This window comes from Micromonospora sp. RHAY321, from assembly GCF_023896955.1.
GTDB lineage: Bacteria > Actinomycetota > Actinomycetes > Mycobacteriales > Micromonosporaceae > Micromonospora.
The window spans coordinates 1-22,236 of record NZ_JAMHIW010000024.1; the positions used below are offsets into that span (position 1 = coordinate 1).

18 protein-coding genes are annotated in these 22,236 nt (G+C 73.2%); 5 read left to right on the top strand and 13 right to left on the bottom strand.

Annotated elements, in window-relative coordinates:
* Positions 1-13: 13 nt before the first annotated feature.
* From M8C17_RS29795 to M8C17_RS29815, 5 genes are all read right to left on the bottom strand, one after another.
* Positions 14-1,021, bottom strand: coding sequence for a glycosyltransferase family 2 protein (locus tag M8C17_RS29795; protein WP_252419906.1), 1,008 nt, complete (start codon positions 1,019-1,021; stop codon positions 14-16).
* Positions 1,018-2,670 carry a carbamoyltransferase C-terminal domain-containing protein gene (locus tag M8C17_RS29800; RefSeq protein WP_252419907.1) on the bottom strand — a complete coding sequence of 551 codons (1,653 nt, stop codon included), beginning with the start codon at positions 2,668-2,670 and terminating at the stop codon, positions 1,018-1,020. The genes M8C17_RS29795 and M8C17_RS29800 overlap by 4 nt, the downstream gene beginning before the upstream one ends.
* 168 nt (positions 2,671-2,838) lie before the next feature.
* On the bottom strand, positions 2,839-4,098 hold the full coding sequence (locus M8C17_RS29805) for a hypothetical protein (RefSeq protein ID WP_252419908.1): 1,260 nt from the start codon (positions 4,096-4,098) through the stop codon (positions 2,839-2,841).
* A gap of 173 nt (positions 4,099-4,271) precedes the next feature.
* Positions 4,272-5,027: a hypothetical protein gene (locus M8C17_RS29810; protein ID WP_252419909.1), complete on the bottom strand. Its 756-nt coding sequence runs from the start codon at positions 5,025-5,027 to the stop codon at positions 4,272-4,274.
* Positions 5,024-5,689, bottom strand: coding sequence for a bifunctional 2-polyprenyl-6-hydroxyphenol methylase/3-demethylubiquinol 3-O-methyltransferase UbiG (locus M8C17_RS29815; protein ID WP_252419910.1), 666 nt, complete (start codon positions 5,687-5,689; stop codon positions 5,024-5,026). The genes M8C17_RS29810 and M8C17_RS29815 overlap by 4 nt, the downstream gene beginning before the upstream one ends.
* 276 nt (positions 5,690-5,965) lie before the next feature.
* Here M8C17_RS29815 and M8C17_RS29820 point away from each other — a divergent pair, with 276 nt between their 5' ends.
* The 3 genes from M8C17_RS29820 (at position 5,966) to M8C17_RS29830 (ending at position 11,286) form a co-directional block, all read left to right on the top strand.
* Positions 5,966-8,023 carry a type IIA DNA topoisomerase subunit B gene (locus M8C17_RS29820; RefSeq protein ID WP_252419911.1) on the top strand — a complete coding sequence of 686 codons (2,058 nt, stop codon included), beginning with the start codon at positions 5,966-5,968 and terminating at the stop codon, positions 8,021-8,023.
* Positions 8,024-8,055: 32 nt separating this feature from the next.
* Entirely contained in the window at positions 8,056-10,539 is a 2,484-nt protein-coding gene (locus M8C17_RS29825) for a DNA topoisomerase (ATP-hydrolyzing) subunit A (RefSeq protein WP_252419912.1), read from the top strand.
* A gap of 228 nt (positions 10,540-10,767) precedes the next feature.
* Entirely contained in the window at positions 10,768-11,286 is a 519-nt protein-coding gene (locus M8C17_RS29830) for a TrmH family RNA methyltransferase (RefSeq protein ID WP_252419913.1), read from the top strand.
* 128 nt (positions 11,287-11,414) lie between these two features.
* Here M8C17_RS29830 and M8C17_RS29835 read toward each other — a convergent pair whose 3' ends face one another.
* On the bottom strand, positions 11,415-12,050 hold the full coding sequence (locus M8C17_RS29835) for an alpha-ketoglutarate-dependent dioxygenase AlkB (protein WP_252419914.1): 636 nt from the start codon (positions 12,048-12,050) through the stop codon (positions 11,415-11,417).
* A 74-nt stretch (positions 12,051-12,124) separates the two neighbouring features.
* On the opposite strand from M8C17_RS29835, the gene M8C17_RS29840 reads away from it, so the two are divergent.
* Positions 12,125-12,775, top strand: a complete 651-nt coding sequence (locus tag M8C17_RS29840; RefSeq protein ID WP_252419915.1) for a pyridoxal 5'-phosphate synthase — start codon at positions 12,125-12,127, stop codon at positions 12,773-12,775.
* A gap of 26 nt (positions 12,776-12,801) precedes the next feature.
* Here M8C17_RS29840 and M8C17_RS29845 read toward each other — a convergent pair whose 3' ends face one another.
* From M8C17_RS29845 to pseB, 6 genes are all read right to left on the bottom strand, one after another.
* The gene (locus M8C17_RS29845) at positions 12,802-13,860 is read right to left on the bottom strand and encodes a PseG/SpsG family protein (protein ID WP_252419954.1); all 1,059 of its coding nucleotides are present in this window, start codon (positions 13,858-13,860) and stop codon (positions 12,802-12,804) included.
* Positions 13,857-14,579 (bottom strand): glycosyltransferase family protein, encoded by a 723-nt coding sequence (locus M8C17_RS29850; RefSeq protein WP_308209606.1) that lies wholly within the window; start codon positions 14,577-14,579, stop codon positions 13,857-13,859. The genes M8C17_RS29845 and M8C17_RS29850 overlap by 4 nt, the downstream gene beginning before the upstream one ends.
* Before the next feature lie 80 nt (positions 14,580-14,659).
* Entirely contained in the window at positions 14,660-16,486 is a 1,827-nt protein-coding gene (locus M8C17_RS29855) for a class I SAM-dependent methyltransferase (RefSeq protein WP_252419916.1), read from the bottom strand.
* Positions 16,476-17,324 carry a hypothetical protein gene (locus tag M8C17_RS29860; protein WP_252419917.1) on the bottom strand — a complete coding sequence of 283 codons (849 nt, stop codon included), beginning with the start codon at positions 17,322-17,324 and terminating at the stop codon, positions 16,476-16,478. Before M8C17_RS29860 ends, M8C17_RS29855 begins: the two co-directional genes overlap by 11 nt.
* Before the next feature lie 10 nt (positions 17,325-17,334).
* On the bottom strand, positions 17,335-18,492 hold the full coding sequence (locus M8C17_RS29865) for a DegT/DnrJ/EryC1/StrS aminotransferase family protein (RefSeq protein WP_252419918.1): 1,158 nt from the start codon (positions 18,490-18,492) through the stop codon (positions 17,335-17,337).
* Positions 18,489-19,472, bottom strand: a complete 984-nt coding sequence (gene pseB, locus M8C17_RS29870) for a UDP-N-acetylglucosamine 4,6-dehydratase (inverting) (protein ID WP_252419919.1) — start codon at positions 19,470-19,472, stop codon at positions 18,489-18,491. The genes M8C17_RS29865 and pseB overlap by 4 nt, the downstream gene beginning before the upstream one ends.
* 342 nt (positions 19,473-19,814) lie before the next feature.
* Between pseB and M8C17_RS29875 the strand changes: the two genes are divergently transcribed.
* On the top strand, positions 19,815-21,548 hold the full coding sequence (locus M8C17_RS29875) for a hypothetical protein (RefSeq protein WP_252419920.1): 1,734 nt from the start codon (positions 19,815-19,817) through the stop codon (positions 21,546-21,548).
* Positions 21,549-21,650: 102 nt separating this feature from the next.
* On the opposite strand, the gene M8C17_RS29880 is transcribed toward M8C17_RS29875, so the two are convergent.
* Positions 21,651-22,187, bottom strand: coding sequence for a GNAT family N-acetyltransferase (locus tag M8C17_RS29880; protein WP_252419921.1), 537 nt, complete (start codon positions 22,185-22,187; stop codon positions 21,651-21,653).
* Positions 22,188-22,236: the final 49 nt, after the last annotated feature.

Sequence of the window (22,236 nt, forward strand, 5' to 3'; positions counted from 1 at the left end):
CGCGGCCCGTCGGTTACCATCCGGTACCTGCCCGCGCGCCTCGGCTGCGCCACCAGCCGCGTACCCAGTGGGCGGCCGCCAGCGGCGGGATCAGCGCGCTGGTGGCCAGCATGGTGGCGACCTCGTCGACGGATCGGGGGCCGGGGGCGATCCTCGCCCGGGCGAACTCGACGGTGCCGACGGCCCAACCGAGCGCGGCCAGAACGGTGGCGACGTCGAGCGCCCGCCGGGTCGGGCCGCCACGTGGCCGTGACCGGGCGGTGATCGCGCCGGCGACGGCCAGCACGGCGGCGCCGGTGACCGCGACGTGCCGGTGCCGGCGCCCCGGCGGCACGCCCAGTTCGGTGCGCCAGCGCGGGCCGTACAGCCGGCGCAGCAACGCGTCGTCGGCGTTGCCGCGCTGCGTGCGCAGGCTGATCCACCGGCTCTCCGGGCGTACCGGATGGGTCACCGTCCGCTCCCCGACGAGCAGCTCCCAGCCGGCGCGGCGGATCCGGTGGGCCAGCTCGGCGTCCTCGCGGTAGGCGCGGGGGAAACGTTCGTCGAAGCCGCCCACCGCCGCCAGGGCGGCCCGCCGGTACGCCATGTCGGCGGTGATCCACTCGCCGTCGGCCAGGCCGGCGGTGACGCGTTCCCAGTCGGTTGGCCGCCGGTGCGTCGGCAGCGGGACCCGCACCCGCCCCTGCACGCCGCCGACCCGGTCGCCGACGGCCAGGTCGGCGCGCAGCCGCCGGGCCCAGTCGTCGGCCGGCACCACGTCGTCGTCGAGGAAGACCACCCAGGGCGCCCGGGCCGCCCGCCAGCCGACGTTGCGGGCCGCCGCCGGGCCGGCGCTCCGACCGGTCAGCACCTTGGTGTACGCCGCCAGCGCCCCCGGCACCGCCAGCTCGCCGGTCTCGTCGCGCCGGTCGTCGACCAGCAGCAGCTCCGCCTCCGGCAGCTCACCGATCTGGTCGGCGAGCGCGGCGAGCAGCACGGCCAGGCTCGGCCGGCCGAGGGTCGGCACCACGAGACTGATCACCGGGCACCGCCCAGCGCCGACCGGCGGACCGCGAACGGGCCGAGGGCGAGCAGCTCCACCGGCGCGGAGCCGAACAGCTCCATGGCCTCGCGCGGAGTGTCCACCATCGGCCGGCCGGCGGTGTTCAGCGAGGTGTTGACCACCACCGGCAGCCCGGTCAGCCGCTCGAACTCGGCCAGCAGCTCGGCCACGACCGGCTCGGTGTCGGCGGCGACGGTCTGCACGCGGGCGGTGCCGTCGACGTGGGTGACGGCCGGGATGCGGTCCCGCCACCACGGTTTCACCCGGTGCACGAAGAGCATGTACGGGCTGGGCAGCACACCGTCGAAGATCTCGGCGGCCCGCTCGGCGCGGACCATCGGCGCGATCGGCCGGAACTGCTCCCGACCCTTCACATCGTTCATCCGGGCGGTGGTGGCCGGGTCACCGGGGTGGGCCAGCAGCGACCGGTGCCCGAGGGCGCGTGGGCCGTACTCGCTGCGGCCCTGGTACCACGCCACGATGCCGTTGTCGGCCAGCACCCGGGCCGCCTCGGCGGCGATCGACCGCGGCCGGGTGTACGGCAGGGCGGCCCGGCGCAGCTCCGCCTCCAGTTCCTCGTCGGACCAGCCACGGCCCAGGTCCACCCCGCTCATCGGCGCCGTCCGGTCACCGAGCGTGCCGGCGACGTGCAGGGCCGCACCCAGCGCGGTGCCCGCGTCGCCGGCGGCCGGCTGCACCCAGACCCGCCGGTACGGGCCCTCGGCCGCGAGCCGGGCGTTGGCCACGCAGTTGAGCGCGACGCCGCCGGCCAGGGCCAGGGTGGACGCCCCGCCCGAGGCGTCGTGGAGCCAGCGGGACAGTTCGAGGATCACCTCCTCCAGGCGGGCCTGCACGCTCGCCGCCAGGTCCGCGTGGTCGTCGGTCATCTCGCCGTCGGGATCGCGCGGCTTGGCGAGGCTGGCCCAGTCGACCCGGTCCACGGTGAACCCACCGTCGTCGGTGACCCGGACCAGCTCGCGCAGCAGCCCCAGGTGGCGGGGGCGGCCGTAGGAGGCCAGCGCCATCACCTTGTACTCGTCGCTGGAGTGCAGGAAGCCGAGGTGTCGGGTCAGGTCCTCGTAGAGCAGGCCGAGCGAGTGCGGCAGTTCCTGCGTGCGCAGTGACCGCAGCTCGCCGCCGTCGTACACCCCGGCGAGGTGACTGGCCACCTCGCCGCGCCCGTCGAGGACCAGCACGGCGGTGTCGTCGCCGGCGGTGGGCGCGGCCAGCCCGGCGGACGCGGCGTGCGCCACGTGGTGGGGGACGAAGCGCACCCGGGCCGGGTCGAGGCCCGGCAACGCGGCGGCCAGGAACTGCGGTGCGCGGGTGGCGTACTCGACCCGCAGCCAGTCCCACGGGTCGCTCAGGCCGAGGGCCGCGGCGTCACCGCAGAGCGTCGGGTCGAAGGAGTAGGCCACCGCGTCGAGGTCGTCGACGCCCAGGCCGGCGCTGCTCAGACACCAGGCGGCGGCGAGTTCGGGCAGCTCCCAGGCGGAGAAGGGCACCGGTCGCTTGCCGTGCTTGCGACGGCTGAACCGCTCCTCCTCCGCGGCGGCCACCGCTCGCCCGTCGACCACCAGGGCAGCGGCCGGATCGTGGAAGATCGCATTGATACCGAGGACCCGCATGAAGGGTCGGTACCCCTGCTTCGCCCGACTAACCTGTAGATCATCGACTTCTCCGCGGGCGCGGATCGACTGGTCCGGCGCGTGATCGGGCGATCACCATCCGTGTCCGATGTGGCCGGAGACGGCGGAGGCCCCGCCGGGTGGCGGGGCCTCCGGTGACGGTTGCGGTCAGGAGACGGAGATGCTCCCGTTGCCCGCGCGGACGCAGGCCACCGACCGTGCGCTGGTGGCGGCGGCGCCGCTCAGGCACTGGCCGAGCACCTGGTGCCCGGTGGCGTTCGGGTGCCACGACTCCTGGCAGGTCTGGAAGTAGCTGACGCAGGTGTTGGCGATCCGCTGGATCGCGATCTTGTCCTTGCCGGAGAGGCTGGTGACGAAGGTGCCGTTCGGAGGGTTGTCCTGCAGCCGGATCGGGGTCGCCAGCGCGCCGGTCGGGCTGGCCGCCGACTCGCAGAGCCGGGCGCCGTCGAAGGCCCGCTGCACGTTGAGGTAGACCAGGTCGGCGCCGGGGAACTCGGCGGCCAGGGTGTCCCGGGTGGACTTCACCAGGGTGCCCAGGCCCTGCGAGAAACGGTGTCCGGGCGCGAGGCTCGCCCGGTGGATCGGGCAGCCGGCCGCGTAGCGCTCGGCGCCGAGGTCGCGGAACTTGTCCCGGGTGTCGTCCCGGCCGTCCTGGGTGTGGAACGTCGGCTCCAGGTCCAGCGGCAGCGGGTTGGTGTAGTCCTGGAACACGACCCGGTGCTGCCCGTCCGCGTCCACCTGGTCCAGGGTGGTCAGCAGCTGGCGTACCGCCGCGGTGGTCTCCGCGGTGGCGGCGCTGAGCTGCGCGGCGGTGGCCAGGTCGGCGTCGCTGCACGGCTTCTGCTCCACCGGGCCACCGAGGTACGCCCAGAACTCCCACCAGCCCGTCCAGGCGTCGGCGATGAACCGGTTGGCGCACTTCTCCGCGACGCTGCCGAAGGTGAACGAGCTGTTGTTCGACCCCAGGCCGATCAGCACCAGGTCGATGTCCTGGGTCTGCGCGACGGCACGCACCTGGTCGATCTGCGAGGCCACCGTGCGGCCCTTCTCGCGCGCCGCCGACGCGGTGGCGATGTCGTGCGGCTGACCGCCGGAGCAGGCCAGGTTGAACCGGTTCTGGATGCCCGGGAGGTTGGCCTGGTTCAGCGAGGCGTTCGCGGAGCGGTGGCAGAAGTAGGCGTTGTTGTTCGGTGCCGTCCAGCCGGGGAAGCCCTGCGCGACCCCGTTGACGTCGACCACCGAGGTGTACGCCCCGGCGCCCTCGCCACTGATGAAGCTGTCACCGATCGCCACCGCGGCGGTGGGCAGCGCGGCGGACGCGGGGGCTGGCAACGCGACGGCGGTCGAGAGCGCCGCCGTGACGATCGTGATTGCCGCGGCGAGCGCGGTACGCCGGAACCTGGGCATGGGGCTCCCATCCATCGAAAGATGAAAGATTCTCTGAGAGCGCGATCAGATCACCCCTGTGCGACGGGCGTCAATGGCCCGTAACAGAATCGTTCGATGAAAGACACGCCGGACCGGTACACCGAGACGGGGTGCACGACCGTCACCGCCCCGCAGCGCGAGGGTCGGGCGGCCTACCGGTAAGACCGGCGGCGCCGCCAGAGCAGGGCCGCACCGGCGGCGTTCAGGCCGACACCCCAGACGAGCAGGACCGTCAGCCACTGCACCCACCGCAGGGCGCTCATCTCGCCGGAGAGCAGGTTGCGCACACTTCCGTACGGGGTCAGCCACGCCTGGGCGGGACGCAGAGCGTCCACGCCGCCCAGCAGCCCGTACAGGCCCAGCGGCAGCACGATGGTGGCGAGGAACGCGACGACCGGCGAGCGCAGCAGCAGGCCCAGCCCGGTGCCCACCAGCCCGGCAACGACCTGCACCAGCACACCGCCGACCGCGACGGTGCCGGCGTGCCGCCACGGTTGGTCGGCGATGTCCGCCGGAGCGAGGGCGAGCGTCACGGCGCAGACCACCACCCCGAAGACGCCGATGACGACTGCCGGCAACCCCACCGCCACCAGGGTCGGGCCGACGCGCACGGCATCGGGTGCCCGCCGCAGGTCACGCACCAGCAGGATGCCGAACAGCGGTGTCAGGACCGACATCAGGCTCTGCACCGTGTCCGACAGTGCGGCGAACGTCCGGTCGGCCGGGTCGGCCGCCGCGGTCAGCGCCACGGCGGCGAGCACGCCCGCCAGCAGGGTGATGGCGAGCAGCCACCGGCGGGCCCGCGTACCCAGGGCGCGCCGGAGGGCGTCACGCGTCGACTCGTGCGCCACGGCGGCCCCCTGACGGTCGGACGTACCCCGGTCGTCGGGGCTCCTCGTCGCGGTCACCCGATCGGCCCTCGCCGAAGTTCGGCGCGCCAGCGGCGTACCCCGCTCTGGTCCCGGATGTCCTCCACCCCGACCGGCGCGAGCCCGGCGCCGGCGAACGCGTCGACCTCGGCGCGGGTCAACGGCCACGGCGGCCCGACCGGCGCGGGGTCCCTGTCGGCGCGCCCGGCGGCGATGACCAGCAGGGTGCCGCCCGGCGCGACCAGCTCACCCACCGCGTCGATCGCCGCGGCACGGATCTCCGCAGGCAGAGCCTGCACCGTCATGCTCTCCACCACCAGGTCGAACGACCGTCGCCAGGCCGGTGGCGGGTCCAGCAGGTCCGCGGTGCGGTAGTCGACCGGTGAGCCGGGGTGCCGGTCGCGGGCGGCGGCCACCGCCGTGGGGGAGATGTCGAAGGCCACGGTGGCGAAGCCCAGCCCCGCGACGTGCTCGGCGTCGCGGCCGTACCCACAGCCCACCACGACCGCCCGGCGGCCAGCCCCGGTCGGACGCCGCTCGGCGGTCCACTCGACGAGCAGGCTGTGCGGGGCCTCCCGGTCCCAGGGGACGATCGCCCCGCCGTGCCGCGCCTCGGTGTAGAGCTGCTCGAACCAGCCCGTCGGGTCACCGGCGGCCAGCGACGCCGCGGCCAGCCGCCCGGTCGCCTCGTCGTCGTCCATGCCCGCTCCCGCCCCGCGCCGGCACCTGCCGGACGCGATCGCCGGTCAGACTATCGGCCGGACGGCCCCTCCGTTGTCCCGCGAACGCCACGGCGAGGCCGGTCAAGGCCGCCGGGGGCTGTTCCGTGGCTCACGTCTCAGGGGTCGACACCCGGCGGGTCGCGCGGGGCCTCCGAATCTTGTCCCAGCCTCGGGCTAGGCTCGCTGCGGCGCGCCACGCCGGCTGATGTCGCCGGTGAGAGGCAGCACACCGCCGAGACCCGGGAGTTCGACCAGTTGACCGCAGAGCCTGACACCCTGTACGGGGCCGATGACCTCACCCACCTCGAGGGGCTGGACGCTGTCCGCAAGCGGCCCGGCATGTACATCGGCTCCACCGACAGCCGTGGCGTGGGTCACCTCGTCAACGAGATCCTCGACAACTCCACCGACGAGGGTGTCGCCGGTCACGCCAGCCACGTCGAGGTGATCCTGCACGCCGACGGCTCGGTGCAGGTCGACGACGACGGCCGGGGCATCCCCACCGACGTGCACGCCAAGTCCGGCATCTCCGGCGTCGAGCTGGTGCTCACCCGGCTGCACGCGGGCGGCAAGTTCGGCGGCTCCGGCTACAAGACCTCCGGTGGCCTGCACGGCGTCGGCGCGTCCGCGGTCAACGCGCTGTCCCGCCGGTTCGACGTGACCGTCCGCCGCGCCGGCAAGATCCACGCGATGTCGTTCCGGCACGGCGTGCCGGGGATCTTCGACGGTGACGGCCCGGACGCGCCGTTCACCGCCGGCCCCGGGCTCCAGGTGGTCGGCGCGATGAAGCGCCGGCAGGCCACCGGCACCTCGATCCGCTGGTGGCACGACACGCGCTACTTCGAAACCGGCGCGGCGCTCGACGTCGACGCGGTCCGGATGAAGCTGCGCAACACGGCCTTCCTGGTCCCCGGCGTGACGTATCTGCTGCGCGACCTGACCGGCGAGGCGCCCACCGAGGAGCGGTTCCACTACCCCAACGGGCTCAGCGACATGGTCGAGTTCCTCGCCCCCGCCGGCGACCGGCCCGTCTCCGGCACCCTGCTGGTCACCGGCGAGGGGACGTACCGGGAGAACGCCGCCGACGCCAACGGCGTCATGCAGTCCAACGTGCAGCGCCGCGCCGAGGTCGAGGTGGCGTTCCGCTGGGGCACCGGCTACGACCGCACCGTCGAGTGCTTCACCAACACCATCCGCAACGCGCACGGCGGCACCCACCGCAAGGGCTTCGAGCGGGCACTGGTCCGCACCCTCGCCGACGCCGTCCGCAACACCCGCGGGCTGCTCAAGGCCAAGGAGGAGCCGCCCACCCTGGACGACGTCCTGGAGGGGATGACCGCCGTGGTGCACGTGCGGCTGCCCGAGCCGCAGTTCACCTCGCAGACCAAGGACGAGCTCTCCACCACCGGCATCACCAAGGTCATCCACACGCTGGTCGAGGCGCACATCAAGGCGTGGATGGAGGACCGGCGCACCAAGGCCGAGGCGCGCACGGTGCTCCAGAAGATCGTTGACGCGGCCCGGGTGCGGCTCACCCAGAAGCAGCAGAAGGACGCCGCCCGGCGCAAGACCGCCCTGGAGGGCGCGTCGATGCCGCCGAAGCTGGTCGACTGCCGGGCCACCGGCATCGACCGCAGCGAGCTGTTCATCGTGGAGGGTGACAGCGCCCTCGGCACGAGCCGGATGGCTCGTTCGTCGGAATACCAGGCGCTGCTGCCGATCCGCGGCAAGATCCTCAACGTGCAGAAGGCCAACCTCCAGCAGGTGCTGGACAACGCCGAGTGCGCGGCGATCGTCCAGGTGCTCGGCGCGGGCTCGGGGCGTACGTTCGACCTGTCCGCGCTGCGCTACGGCCGGGTGCTGATCATGGCCGACGCCGACGTGGACGGCGCGCACATCCGCACGCTGCTGATCACCCTGTTCGCCCGGTACATGCGCCCGCTGATCGAGGCCGGCCGGCTCTACGCCGCCATGCCACCCCTGCACAAGATCACCACCAAGGGGCGCAACCCGCAGGTCGTCTACACCTACACCCAGGCCGAGATGGAGACGACGGTCCGCAAGCTGGAAAAGGCCGGCAAGCAGATCGTCACGCCGATCCCGCGGTTCAAGGGTCTCGGTGAGATGGACGCCGACGAGCTGTGGGACACCACGATGAACCCGGCCACCCGGGCGGTCCGCCGGATCACCATGGACGACGTGGACGCCGCCGAGCGGATCCTCGAGTTGCTGATGGGCGAGAAGGTCGAGCCGCGCCGCAACTGGCTCATCGACTCCGCCGACCGGGTCGACCGCGAGGCGATCGACGCATGAGCACGGGTTCCGTCCGAGGGGAAAGCTGAGTCATGGCACGCCGCAAGGAAAACAAGGTCGACCTCTCCTCGTTCGACCAGGCCGGCGCGCGGGTCTTCGACAACCCGCTGGTCACCGAGGTGTCCGACTCCTACCTGGAGTACGCCTTCTCGGTCATCCACTCCCGCGCCCTGCCCGACGCCCGCGACGGCCTCAAGCCCGTGCACCGGCGCATCCTCTGGTCCATGTACGAGCAGGGCTACCGTCCGGATCGCGGGCACGTGAAGTCCGCCCGCATCGTCGGCGACACGATGGGTAAGTACCATCCCCACGGCGACACGGCGATCTACGACGCCATGGTCCGCCTCGCGCAGGACTTCTCGCTCAACGTCCCGCTGATCGACGGGCACGGCAACTTCGGCTCCCCGGACGACGGGCCGGCCGCCTCCCGCTACACCGAGGCGCGGATGTCCCGCGAGGCCATGCTGCTCGTCGGTGAGCTGGGCGAGGACACCGTCGACGTCGAGCCCAACTACGACGGTTCGCTCACCCAGCCGACCGTGCTGCCGGCCGCGTTCCCCAACCTGCTGGTCAACGGCGCGTCCGGGATCGCGGTCGGCATGGCCACCAACATGATCCCGCACAACCTCGCCGAGGTGGTCTCCGCCGCCCGCTGGCTGATCAACCACCCGGACGCCACGCTCGACAAGCTCATGGAGTACGTGCCCGGCCCCGACCTGCCCACCGGCGGGGTGCTGCTCGGCCTCGACGAGGTGCGCCGGGCGTACGAGACCGGGCGCGGCGTGGTGCGGATGCGTGGCAAGGTCGAGATCGGCCCGATCGAGGGCAGCCGGGGCCGCCAGGCCATCACGGTGGTCGAGCTGCCCTACGGCGTCGGCGCGGAGAAGGTCATCGCGGCGATCACCAACGAGGTCACCAAGACGAAGCGGTTGACCGGCATCGCCGACGTCAAGGACCTCACCGACCGCGAAAGCGGCACCCGGCTGGTCATCGAGTGCAAGGTCGGGGTCAACCCGCAGGCCCTGCTCGCCGACCTCTACCGGTTGACCCCGCTGGAGCAGTCCTTCGGCGTCAACAACCTCGTGCTGGTCGACGGGCAGCCGCGCACCCTCGGGCTGAAGGCGTTGCTGGAGGTCTTCCTGGCCCACCGGTACGAGGTGGTCACCCGGCGCAGCTCGTTCCGCCGCCGCAAGCGCCAGGAGCGGCTGCACCTGGTCGACGGTCTGCTGATCGCGTTGCTGGACATCGACCGGGTGGTGCGGCTGATCCGGGGCAGCGACGACGCACAGGCCGCCAAGGACGGGCTCATGAGCCAGTTCGGCCTCTCCGACATCCAGGCCACCTACATCCTGGACACTCCGCTGCGCCGCCTGACCAAGTTCGACCGGATCGAGCTGGAGGCCGAGCAGGAGCGGCTGCGCACCGAGATCGCCGAGCTGTCCACGATCCTCGACGACGACAAGGTGCTCAAGAAGCTGGTCTCCGACGAGTTGGCCGCCGTGGTCAAGCAGTTCGGCACGGAGCGGCGCACCACCCTGGTCGACGGTGACCTCAAGGAGGTGCTGGCCGCGTCCGCGCCGGCCGGTCCGCTGGAGGTCGCCGACGACCCGTGCCAGGTGATCCTCTCCGCGACCGGGCTGGTCGCCCGGACCGCGGCCGAGTCGGAGGAGAGCTCCGAGGGGCGCCGACGCAACGGCCGGGTCAAGCACGACACGGTCCGCGCGATCGTGCACTCCACCGCCCGGGGTCGGGTGCTGCTGGTGACCAGCGCCGGTCGGGCCTTCAAGGTCGACGTGCTGCCGCTGCCGGTGCTGCCGGAGCAGGCCGGCACCGTGTCACTGCGGGGCGGCATGTCCGCCGCCGAGCTGGTGCCGTTGGAGCCGGGGGAGACGGTGGTCGGCCTCGCCCCGCTGGGCGGTTCGGCCGAGGGTTCACCGGGGCTGGCGCTGGGCACGCGGCAGGGCATGGTGAAGATCTGCGCGCCGGAGTGGCCGGTGCGCTCCGACGAGTTCGAGGTGATCGGCCTGCGCGACGGCGACGAGGTGGTCGGGGCGACCTGGCTGACCGACGGCGCCGAGACGCTGACGTTCGTCACCTCGGAGGCGTCGCTGCTGCGTTTCGCGGCGGGGCTGGTCCGCCCGCAGGGTCTCAAGGGTGGCGGCATGGCCGGCATCAACCTGCCCGCCGGGGCGCGGGTGGCCTTCTTCGGCGCCGTACGTACCGACGATCCGGGGCACGGGGAGCCGATGGTGGTCACCTCCACGGGGGCGACGGTCAAGGTGACGCCGTTCAAGGCGTACCCGGCGAAGGGGCGGGCGACCGGCGGGGTGCGTGCGCACCGTTTCCTCAAGGGTGAGACGGACGTGGCCGTCGCCTGGGTGGGGCCACGTCCGGTCGGCGCGACCGGCACCGGCGAGCCGGTCGAGCTGCCCGCGGCGGACCCGCGCCGCGACGGCTCCGGCTTCGCCGTGATGCTCGGCCCAACCGTGGTGGGCCACCTCATCGAACGCGACTAACCCAACCCAACCCAACCCCAACCCCAACCCGGCCTCGTTGACCATGAAGTTATTGCGGTGACACGCCGATTCTGCGGGCGACAACTTCATGATCAACCTAGTTCGGGTGGGGTGGGGGAGTGGTGCGGCACGGTATGGTGGGCGCTCTGTTGTCGGTGAGGGTTCGGGTGCGCCGCTAAGCACTCTTCGCATGATCTTTCTTCTGTCCGGCGGAGTCGCCGGCGCGGCGTGAGCGCCGCCATCCGGGTCCGGCCGCCGCGCGAGCTGCGGGCCGCTCGCCGGCCCCGGCCACATCGCTGCTGGGGTCACCTGATCGCGGCTCCACTCTGGCCGCTGCACGGCGCGAACCTGGGCACCCTGCTGCGCACCTGCGACGCGGTCGGCGCCTGCCTCGCCGTGCCGCCGTTCCGTTGGGTGGACGAGGCCGTGGCCCGAGGCAACACGCTGCGCCGGCCGGGCTGCGTCCACCGGGTTGGCAGTCCGCTGCGCTGGCTGGCCGCCGAACGGGCCGCCGGCACCCGGATCCTCGGGGTGGAACTGGCCGACGAGGCCGTCCGGCTGGGTGATCTGCCCGCTGCTCGGGGTCGCACCGTGGTGCTGCTCGGGCACGAGTCGACCGGCATCCCGCCCGAGGCGCTCGACCACCTGGACGCGGCAGTGGAGATTCCCATGGTCGGGCACGGCCACAGCCTGAACGTCGCCGTCGCCGGCTCGCTGGTCCTCTACAAGCTCGCCGGCCTTCTCTAGCCCCTCACCCCACCCGTCGATCTTGCACTTACTGCCCCTGCAAAGGTGCACGAAAGGGGTACTTCGGAGTCCGAAAGTGCAAGATCGGCGGGGGTGGACCGCGCGGGGTGGGGTGGGGTGGGTGGGGGTTAGGCGACGTTGACGGGGCGGAACTGGACGCTGACCCGGGGGCCGACGGGGCGGGCGGTCTTCGGGATGGCGTGTTCCCAGGTGCGTTGGCAGGAGCCACCCATCACGATCAGGTCGCCGTGGCCCACGGGGAAGCGCAGGCTGTCGCCGCCGCCGCGAGGGCGCAGCAGCAGTGGCCGGGGCGACCCGAACGAGACGATCGCGACGACGGTGTCGGTGTGCGCCGAGCGGCCGATGGTGTCGCCGTGCCAGGCCACGCTGTCCCGCCCGGAGCGGTAGAGGCACATGCCGGCCGTGACGAACGGCTCGCCCAGCTCGGGAGCGTAGTGCCGGGTCAGCTCCGTCCGTGCCGTGGTGAGCACCGGGTGCGGCAGCTGCCGCTCGCCGTCGTACCAGCAGAGCAGGCGGGGCACGTCGACCTCGCGGTCGTACATCGGGCGCCGCTCGGCCCGCCAGGGGACCTCGGTGAGCAGGGTGTCGAGGACCGCGTCGGAGCCGCGCACCCAGCCGGGGAGGTGGTCGACCCAGGCGCCCCGGGTGAGGTGGTGCCGGCGGATCTGGCCGGGCAGCGGCCCCAGGGTCGGCCCGGCGTCGGCCAGGTCGAGCATCGACGGCTGGTAGGCGGCCTGCGTCATGGGGCCACCCTAGCAGCACTTTCGTACACCCGTGCCAATTGGTGTTCGTGGCCCGGATGGGCCAAGATCAAGCGGTGAGCATTCGTGATCTCCTGCGCGGCCTGCCCGTCTTTGCCCGGCCGCTGCCCCGGTTCGCACCCGACGACGCCCCGGATCGTCCCGACGACCTGTTCGTGTCGTGGCTCGACGAGGCCATCGCGGCGGGTGTCGTGGAGCCGCACGCGATGACCCTGAGCACGGTCGATGCCGACGGGCGACCCGACACCCGGGTTCTCCTCCTCAAGGACCTCGACGACCGGGGCTGGCAGTTCGCCACCGACGCCGACAGCGCGAAGGGCCGCCAGGTCGCGGGGCAACCCGCTGCGGCCCTGGGCTTCTACTGGCGCGAACAGGCGCGGCAGGTCCGCGTCCGGGGGAGCGTCACGCCACTGGATTCGCAGACCTCGGCCGGCGACTTCCTCGACCGGCCCGTCGGCTCCCGGGTGGCGAGCCTCGCCAGCAGGCAGAGCGAGGTGTTGGATGATCCGGCCGACCTCGGTCACGCCCTCGCCGCCGCCGAGGAGGCCGTCCGGGACGACCCGCAGGTGCTCTGCGCGAGCCACACGGTCTACGCGGTGACACCGGTGACCGTCGAGTTCTGGCAGGGCGATGCCGAGCGACGGCACGTGCGCCTGCGGTACCGCCGAGTCGACGACGCCTGGGTCAAGGAGATGCTCTGGCCCTAGCTGCTCCGGCCCTGGCCAGGTCGCGGTCAGCCCCCGACGGCGGCCGGGCGTACGGCGTCGAACACCGCGTCCACGACCCGTGCCCGGCCCCGCCCGTCGACGGTGGACCAGGCCCGTGCGGCGAGCGCCGTGCGCCGCTGCGGTGAGCTGAGCAACCCGTGCAGGGTCCGCGCCGCCGTTGCGCGGGCGGCCCGGCCGGCGACCCCACCGCCGGTCAGCTCCGGCAGTTCGCCCAGTCCGGCGGCCAGGCCGTGCCGCACCACCCGGGCGTACGAGTCACGCTGGTTGTCCACCACGCAGACCAGCGCTGAGGGCGCGCCCAGGCAGCAGAGTTCCCAGGTGGACGTGCCGGCGGCGCTGACCACCAGGTCGGCGTCGGTGATCAGCGCCGGCAGCGATCCGGTGGGCGGGACCGGCCGTACGACCTGCCCGCGCCCCGGGGTGATCTCCTCCAGCTCCGCCTCGATCTCCGGTCGGCCGACGACGACCGTGAGGTCCATCGGATGGCCGGTGGCCACCAGCACCCGGGTCAGCACCGGGGCCGCGCCGACGGCGTCCGTGCCGCCGAAGAAGGCCAGCACGCGGGGCCGGCTGACCGCCGTGGCGGGTCGGGGGGCCGGCGGTCGGGCGGTCACCACCGAGTCGCGCAGCAGGGCGTACCCGCTGCCGGCGAGCAGCCGTCCGGGCAGCACGGCGGACTGCGCCCCGAAGTTCTGATCGAGGTAGAGGTCCGCGTCCTGGCCCCGGCTGTCCCCGTCGATCAGGGCGAGGGTGAACACACCGGCGGCGCGCAGCGCGCCCGCCCCGGCCGGGTCCAGCTCGTAGGAGTCGAGGACCAGGACGTCCAGCTCGTGGCGGCGGGCCGCCTCGACCAGTTCGGCCGGCGACTCGGGTCCCGGATGCAGGGGGATGCCCCGCGCGGCCAGTTCCGCGGTGGCCCAGTCGAGCCGCTCGACCGCGCCGAACACCGCGACCTGGGCGCCCCGGGCCAGGAACTCCTCGGCGAGCGCCAGACAGCGGACGAGGTGGCCGACGCCGCGTCGCGGCCCGGCGTCGCAGCGCAGTCCGACCCGTAGCGTGCTCAGGACTCCTCCAGCCGCTTCTGCCGTACGTCGGCGTTGAGGGCGCGCAGCCGGGGCTGACCGTCGAGCCAGTCGGCGAGCTTGGCCAGCGGCACGCTGACGTCGCCGAAGTGGTCGGCCACCGCGCTCACCAGCGCCCAGTCCTGCTCGGTGTCGAGGGTCAGCCGCAGCGCCGAGCGGTCCGGGGTGAGCGTCACCCCGAGCACCCGGAACAGGTCCGGATGGGTGTACGCGTACGAGGTGACGTGCACGCGGTGGTGACCGGTGGCGAGCCGGTCGAGCGTACGCAGCGTCTCCGCGCGGACGATCTCCACGTCCATCCCGCGGGGCAGGGTGCGGGCGATCGACGTGCTCGCGTAGTCCAGCCCGGGCACCGCGCGGTAGACCGACGCGACCAGTGTGATGATCTCCGGGTCGAGCAGCGGGCAGTCGGCGGTGAACCGCATGACCGCGTCGGCGGGGTGTGCCGCCAGAGCGCCCACGAAGCGGCCCAGCACGTCGTCGACCGGCCCGCGGTGGCAGGGCACTCCCAGTCGCGCGCACTCGGCCACCACGGCGTCGTCGACCGCGTCGGTGCTGGTGGCGACCACCAGGTCGGCCAGGACGCCGCTGTCCCGCGCGGCGCGGACCACCCGGCCCAGCACTGAACGCCCGGCCAGCGGGCGCAGCACCTTGCCGGGTAGTCGGGACGATCCCATGCGGGCCTGCACGATGCCGACGATGCGCGGTCCTCCGGCCGCGACCGTGGCCTCCGTCGTCGGGAGCACAGCCCGCGCCGCGTCGGGCGCGCCGTCGTGGCCGTTCACTGCTGCTCCTCCTGCTTCGGGGCGAGCGCCCAGCGGGCGCGGCGCTTGGCGGCACGGGCGCCCCGCTTGGCCAGCCGCGCCGGGGTGATGGCGAGCCGGCCGACCCGGTAGCTGAGCGAACCGCTGAGCAGACTGATCGTCGTCTCGGCCCGGCGCAGCGCCCGCTCCCGCGAGGTGAGCAGTTCGTCGGTCCACCTGGCCAGGGAGGCGAGCCGGCTGATCTCCTCACGCTGGCGCAGCCACGCCTCCCGCAGTTGCTGGTAGCTGTGCGCACCGACCGGCGGATCGGTCGGCTCGATGGCGTGCAGCCGGGTGGCCAGGCTGCCCCGGCCGTCGGTGTCCAGCCCGTGCAGCGCCGCGGTGATCGCCGCCTCGGCCTCCACCGCCTGCGCCACGGTGTCCCGGGACAGGTCGTGGCCGGCGAGCCCGCCGAGCACCACGGTCAGTCCCGCCACGTCGAGGGTGGACGACCACGGGTTGGCGTATCCGCCGGTGAGCAGCTCCGTCGCGAAGCGCCACAGCCCGCGTGCCAGCACCACGTCGCCGGGCAACGCGGCGGTGGCCCGCCAGCTCGGGTCGAGCACCGCGTAGCGGTCCCCGTCGACCACGACGTTGTCGGTGCTGGCCAGCGCGCCCGCTCCGGCGATCCGGCCGTCGTCGTCGGTCTGGCCGGCGAGCCAGCCCGCGTACCCCTGGAGCAGCGTGCGCAGCGTCGCCAGGTCGCGGCGCAGCGCCGCGTCGAGCAGCAGGGTACGCAGCAGCCGCCCGGACGGCACCGGCCCGGTCAGCGCGTCGGGATCCCGGTACGCGGCCTCGCGGCTGGCGAACGGCGCGGCGGCCGGCACCCTCGCGTCGGTCGGCGCGGCGAGCCCCCACCGCCATCCGGACGGGCCGTGCAGCACCTCCAGCACGCCGATCCCGGTCGGCCCGGTCTGCGCCAGCACCGTCGGCAGGTCTCCGCTGCCGGCCGGTGTGGCCGGGTCCTCCGGCCCACCGGGTCGCCGGGCCAGCATCAGCCAGCCCGGCGCGAGGTCGGCGGCGCGCCCGGCGTGCAGCGCGTCCACGGCCAGCCGGGCCGGGTCCTGGAGCACCGGCGCGGTGGTCGAACCGCCCGCGCAGGCGCCGTGCAGCACCGCGTCGAAGAGCCCGGACCCGGTGTCCCGGTCGAGCTGGTCGGCGTCGAGCAGCGCCGTCGCGCTGCCGGCGGCGGGGTACGCGGCCCAGCAGGCGGTCGGCAGCAGCCCGGAGCCGGTGAGCCGCTGGCGCAGCTGCTCCCGGTTGGCCGGGTGGGTCCGGTCCAGCACGCCGCCGATCACCCAGGCGGAGTCGTCCCGGTCGGCGTACCAGGGGGTGGCGGCGACCATTCGTTGCAGGCCGAGCGGGTTGTCCAGGCGCAGCAGCAGAGCGCCACCGGGCCGTACGGCGGCGGCCAGGCGCGCCAGCACCCCGTCCCAGCCGAACCGGGCGCCCTCCACCGACTCCACCGGGTCCAGCCCGGCACCGGCGATCACCACGTCGTACGTGTCGTCGTCGGGCAGCCCACCCGGGCCACCCACCACCACCCGGGCGGCCCGCTGGGCCAGCGCCACCGCGTCCGGGTGGCTGCGCAGCAGGCAGGTCACCTCGGCGTGGGCGAGCCGGTCCAGCAGCGCCGGGTCGTGCGGCCCGGCCAGCAGGACCCGCGCACCGGCCGGCACGATCCGGGCGACCAGAGCGGCCAGCGGCCCGCCGTCGGCCAACCGCTCCTTCGGCAGGTCGGACCAGGCCAGCATCTCGCCGCCCGGCAGGGTCATCCGGCCGGCGGGTGCCGTCTCAGTCGTCACGGTCTTCCTCTTCCTCCTGGAGGTGCGCCCAACCGAGCAGCTCGCGCAGCTCGGCCGGCGTGCAGCGGTGGTCCGTGCCCAGCTCGGCGCGGGCGATCTCGACCGCGGTGGGCAGGTCGACCGCGGCGCCGTGCAGCTCCGGCCACTGCCGCCGGATGCGGGCGGTCCCGCCGAAGGTCGGATCCTCGTTGGACAGGACCATCGGGTCGCCGTAGACCGCCGGTTCGCAGCCCGCCGCGATGCCGTAGAAGATGGCGCTGGTCAACCGGTTGGACGCTACCCGGCGATGCCGGCGCAGCTCGGTCAGCTGGTTGTCGAGGAACTCGGGGTCGGTGTCCTTCCACCAGTGCCCCCGGTAACCGTGGCAGATCACGCGGAAGCCGGCGCGTTCGTAGAGGCGGCGGACGTTGCGCATGCCGTACTCGTGCCAGTAGAGGCAGACCGTCACGGGGCCGGGCTCGGTGTCCCGGATACGGGCGATCAGCGCGCGGTGGTCACCCTTGACGTGCTGGCCCTCCCAGCCGTGGAACGGGTACCAGATGGTGCCCTCCCGTTCCTCGGCGGGCGGATCCTCGGGCCGCATGGCCAGCAGGTAGACGAACGGGGCGCCGATCACGACCACGTTGCGCCGCCCCACCGACCAGGCCCGGCGGCGGGTCTGCTCCGACCAGAGCAGGCTCGGGGTGCGGTCGGCGTACGGGTGGCCGGGGGCCAGGCCGTCGCCGATGTTCCAGCCGTGCTGCACGTACCCGTTGATCCGCGGTGGGTGCCGGTCGCCGAGGCCGGCGTACCGGGCCAGCACGTGGGCGTGGCCGTAGAAGTGGTTGGCGTGGTGCATCAGGTTCCCATCAGGCGGCGGAACGCACCGAGCCGGCCCGCAGGGCCGCGGTCAGCGCGTCGATGACGCGGTCCTGGTCGGCGTCGCTGAGTCCCGGGTAGAGCGGCAGCGACAGCTGCTGGGAGTAGAACGACTCGGCCACCGGGCAGGATCCGCGCCGGTAGCCCAGGTCCGCGAAGGCCGGGTGCCAGTGCACGGGGATGTAGTTGACCTGCACGCCGATGCCGGCGGCGCGCATCCGGTCGTACACCTCGCGGCGACGGCCGTCGAGCACCCGGATCGGGTAGAGGTGCCAGGCGGGTCGCGCCCACGACCGGCGGCCCGGCAGCCGGACGCCCGGCAGGTCGGCGAGGGCCTCGTCGTAGCGGGCCACCAGCCGGTCCCGGCGGTCCAGGAACTGACCGAGCCGGCGCAGCTGGCTGCGGCCCAGCGCGCAGAGCACGTCCGGCAGGCGGTAGTTCAGCCCGAACTCGTGCACCTCCTGGTGCCAGCCGCCCTCGTCCGGCCACCGCTGCTCGTCGCGCTCGCGGACCAGGCCGATGTTGCGGAACCGGCGGGCCCGCTTCAGCAGCTCCGGGTGCGGGGTGGCCACGGCGCCGCCCTCGGCGGTGGTGAGGTTCTTGGTGGGGAAGAACGACAGGGTGGTCAGGTCGGCCAGCGTCCCGACCGGGCGACCCTTGTAGCTGGCGCCGATGGAGTGCGCGGCGTCGGCGAGCAGCAGGGCGTCGTGCCCGCCCATCGCGGTGCGCAGCGCGTCGTAGTCGGCCGGGTGGCCGGCGTAGTCGACGGCGGACACCACCCGGGTGCGGGCGGTGGTCGCGGCGGCCACCGCCGCCGGGTCGAGCGTGAAGGTCTCCTCCTCGACATCGGCAAAGACGATCTTGGCACCGAGCGCGACGGCGCTGCTGGCGGTCGCCACGAACGTCATCGGCGGCACGATCACCTCGTCGCCGGGGCCGACGCCGGCCGCCGCGTACGCCACGTGCAGCGCCGCGGTGCCGTTGGAGACGGTGGCGCAGCCCGCGCCGCCGGTCCACGCCGAGAGGTCGGCCTCGAACGCGTCGACCTGCGGCCCGGTGGTGAGCCAGTCGCCGCGCAGCACACCGGCCACGGCGGCCACGTCGTCCTCGGTGACGGAGTGCCGGCCGTACGGGAGCATCCCCGTCATGCGGTGAGACCGAGCATGTCGCGCAGCTGGTCGACGCTGAGCCACTCGTCGTTGGTGTCCGACTGGTAGGCGAAGCCGTCCGGCACCGGCTCGCAGTCGACCGGCGGCTGGTAGCCCCAGCCGGCGATGGTCGGCTGGACGATGTACCGGTCCTTGGCGCGCAGCGTCCGCCGGCTGTCGTCCGGCGCGATCATCTCCTCGTGCAGCTTCTCGCCGGGCCGGATGCCGATCTCGTGCGTGGTGGCCTCCGGTGCGACCGCCTCGACCAGGTCGAGAATCCGCATGCTGGGGATCCGCGGCACGAACAGCTCGCCGCCCTGCATCTGGTCGAACGAGTCCATGACGAACTGGACGGCCTGCTCCAGCGTGATCCAGAAACGGGTCATCCGCTTGTCGGTGATCGGCAGGCTCTTGCCCTCGGCCGCCAGCCGGCTGAACAGCGGGACCACCGAACCCCGGCTGCCGACCACGTTGCCGTAGCGGACCACCGCGAACCGGGTCGGGTGGTGGGCGGCGTAGTGGTTGGCCGAGACGAACAGCTTGTCGCCGACGAGCTTCGTCGCGCCGTACAGGTTGATCGGGCTGGACGCCTTGTCGGTGGAGAGCGCGATGACCTTCCGCACCCCGGCCTCGATGGCGGCGTCGACCACGTGCTGCGAGCCGGTGATGTTGGTGGCGATGTACTCGGAGGGGTTGTACTCCGCGGTGTCCACCTGCTTCAGGGCGGCGGCGTGCACCACGTGCTGCACGCCGTGCATGGCCCGGGTGAGGCGGTGGCGGTCCCGGATGTCGCCGATGAACCAGCGCAGCCGAGGGTCGTCACCGAGCTGCTGGCGCAGCTCGTACTGCTTGAGCTCGTCGCGGGAGAACACCACCACCCGGGCGGGGTCGGCTTCGGTGAGGATGTGCCGGAGGAACGTCCTGCCGAAGGAACCCGTTCCTCCGGTGATCAGAATGGACGATCCATTCAACTCACTCAATTTGGTGCTCCCGTGATCGTGGATGAACGGGCGGCCCTCGGCCGGCCGACCGGGGTGAGACGTTAACCGCGGCGGGTTAACGGGCCGGCGCTCGCGGGTTAACCGCTTCCCCTGCCCCCGTGAATGCCGGGCACCGGGTAGGCGAACACTTCCGGCCACCCGCGAAGCGGCCTGACCAGGCTCGATCCGGCCGTTACAGTGGCCGCGCGAGCGACCCGTCCGCCCCTGCGTGCCGTCGGTTCCCGCGTTCACCCGACCGTCGCGCCACCCCGGCGCGAGCGGTTCACCCCGAGCGTCACCGGCGTGCACCGGCCCGGTCCGCCGGCAGTTCAGGAGGCGTTGATGGCATCCGGCAGCGACGTGATGGAACGGCCGGCGGTCCCGGCCGGGACGCAGCCGGCCACGGTCGGGCGGCGCTGGCTGGTCCCGCTGCTGTTGCTCGTCGGCTGGGTGCTCAGCGTCGCCTGGCGGATGTGGCTGTCCCGGCACATCGTGCTGCCGATCGCGCACACCGACGAGGACAGCTACCTCAACACCGCCCGGGCGCTGGCCGGCGGGCCGGGCGGGTTCAGCAGCGAGAACGACCTTCTGCGCCGGGTGGGCTACCCGATGCTGATCTCGCCCGCGTTCCTCGGCGACCGGGACTTCAGCGACAGCTACCGGCTGGTCCACCTGATCAACGCGATGGTCAACTCGACGCTGCTGCCGCTGGCGTACCTGCTCGGCCGGCGACTGCTCCAACTGCGCCGGTCGTACGCCCTGCTCGGGGCCGTGGTGGCCGCGACCCTGCCGGCCACCGCCTTCTACTCCGGCGTCGCCATGATCGACACGGTGATGGCGCCGCTGGTGGTCGCCTGGCTGCTCGCCGTGCACCGCTGGATCGAGCGGCCCGGGCCGGTCGCCGCGGCCACCGTCGGCCTGCTGGTCGGCGCGTTCCACCTCCTGCACTCCCGCGGCCTGGTGATCGTGGCGGTGCACGCCGGGCTGGTCCTGCTGCTGCTGGTCCGCCGCCGGATCACGCCGGCCGCGGTGCTCGCGGCGCTGCTGCCGGTGCTCGCCCTGGCGCTGGTCAACGAGGCCGGCATCCGGCTGCTCGGGGACAAGGTCTACCTGCTCGGCAGCACCCCGGGCGGCAGCGTGGTCGACGCGGTCGCCTCCGGCGCGGGCGTGGTCCGGGTCGGCGCGGCGGTCACCACCCAGCTCTGGTACCTCGTGGTGATCACGTTCGGCATGGCCGGGGTCGCCTGGGCCGCCGCCGTCCGTGAGCTGTGGCGCCCCCGGCGCGGCGACGCCACCCGCTGGACGATGGGCGTGGCGCTGGTGGTGAGCGTCGGAGTGGCCAGCGGTGCGTCGGTGATCCTGGCGGGCATCACCGGGAAACCGCTGGACGCCATCTACGGCCGCTACGTGCAGATGCTGGCCCCGTTCTGGTTGCTGGTCGGGCTGGGAGTGCTGCTCACCGCCGGCCGCCGGGTCGTGCTGCGCCGGGCCGCCGTCGCGGTGGCCCTGCTGGTCGCCGGCGGCGCGCTGATCGCCGTCCGCCTCGCGTACGTCGCCAGCCGGGGGCACTCGCTGCGTTACGGCGGCTTCGGCGCACCGGACCTGATGGCGCTGACCGGCGGCTGGCGGGAGTTCCGACCGGTCGTCGGGTCGCTGATCGGCATCGCCGGTTGCGTGCTGCTCGTCGCGGCGGTCCGGGTGCCCCGGCTGCGGCTGCCGGTGCTCGGCGCCCTGGTCGTGGTCAACCTCGTCACCATGCAGGTGATCGACCAGCGGTTGGTCCGGCCGATGGTGGCGAGCACCGCGCCGACCCCGTGGGTGGCCGATGTCGGGGTCCGTCCCGGCGAGCGGGTCTGGGCCTCCACGGGCGTGCACTACATCCAGCGGTTCAACCTCAGCCACCAGGTGACGTGGACCGACGTGCGGTGGTTCCGGGAGCAGCCGCCGGCCGCGGCGCAGGTGGTGTTCGCCCGCTGGGCGCCCGGTCAACCCGACGACTGGGACGGCGCGGCGTACGGCTTCGTCCGGCTCGGTGGCAATGTGCGCCAGAACTGGGCGGCGTGGCGGCGGGCCTGACCGCCCGCGCTCCGGTGGGCATCGCTTTTCGTGAACAGTCGATGTCCACCGGACACACGGCCGGTTAATGGTATCGGACGATTGCGGAAATGCGTACCGGAATCAGCGCTGCCGACGATCGGCCCGGGCCAGCGAAATCGGTATGACGGTGATTTCCCGCCCGTCGGACAGCTCCTGTCGCGGGGTGCCCTCGACGAATCGGAAACGTCGGTTCATCTGTCGTACGACCGTGTTGTGCGCCAGCACCTCCCCGTCGAGCCGGTCCAGGTGCAACCCGTCGAAGGCGTACTCCACGGCCTCCCGCATCACCGCCAGCCACGCGGGCAGCGTCTCGCCCCGTTCGGCCAGCCCGTCGGCGTCGAGATAAAAGCCCCACGCGCCGGTCCGGGTGCCGTCCAACCGCAGGTCGAAGAAGGTGACCACGCCGCAGGGCAGGTCGTCGCGGACGTACACGAGCACCCGCCGGGACGGGTCCCCGCGGACCGCCGACCACCACCGGGCGTGCTCGTCGGCGGTGATTTCGTGGCTGGTCTTGCTGACCTGACGGTTGGTTTCCTGATTACGCCAGGACAACATCAGGTGAACGTCTTCCGCCGTCGCTTCGCGCAGCACGTACCTCTCGCTTTCCGATCTGTTCACGTCCGGTTCCGGCACCCTACCCGGGCGCACCGGGAAATCGAATGACCAT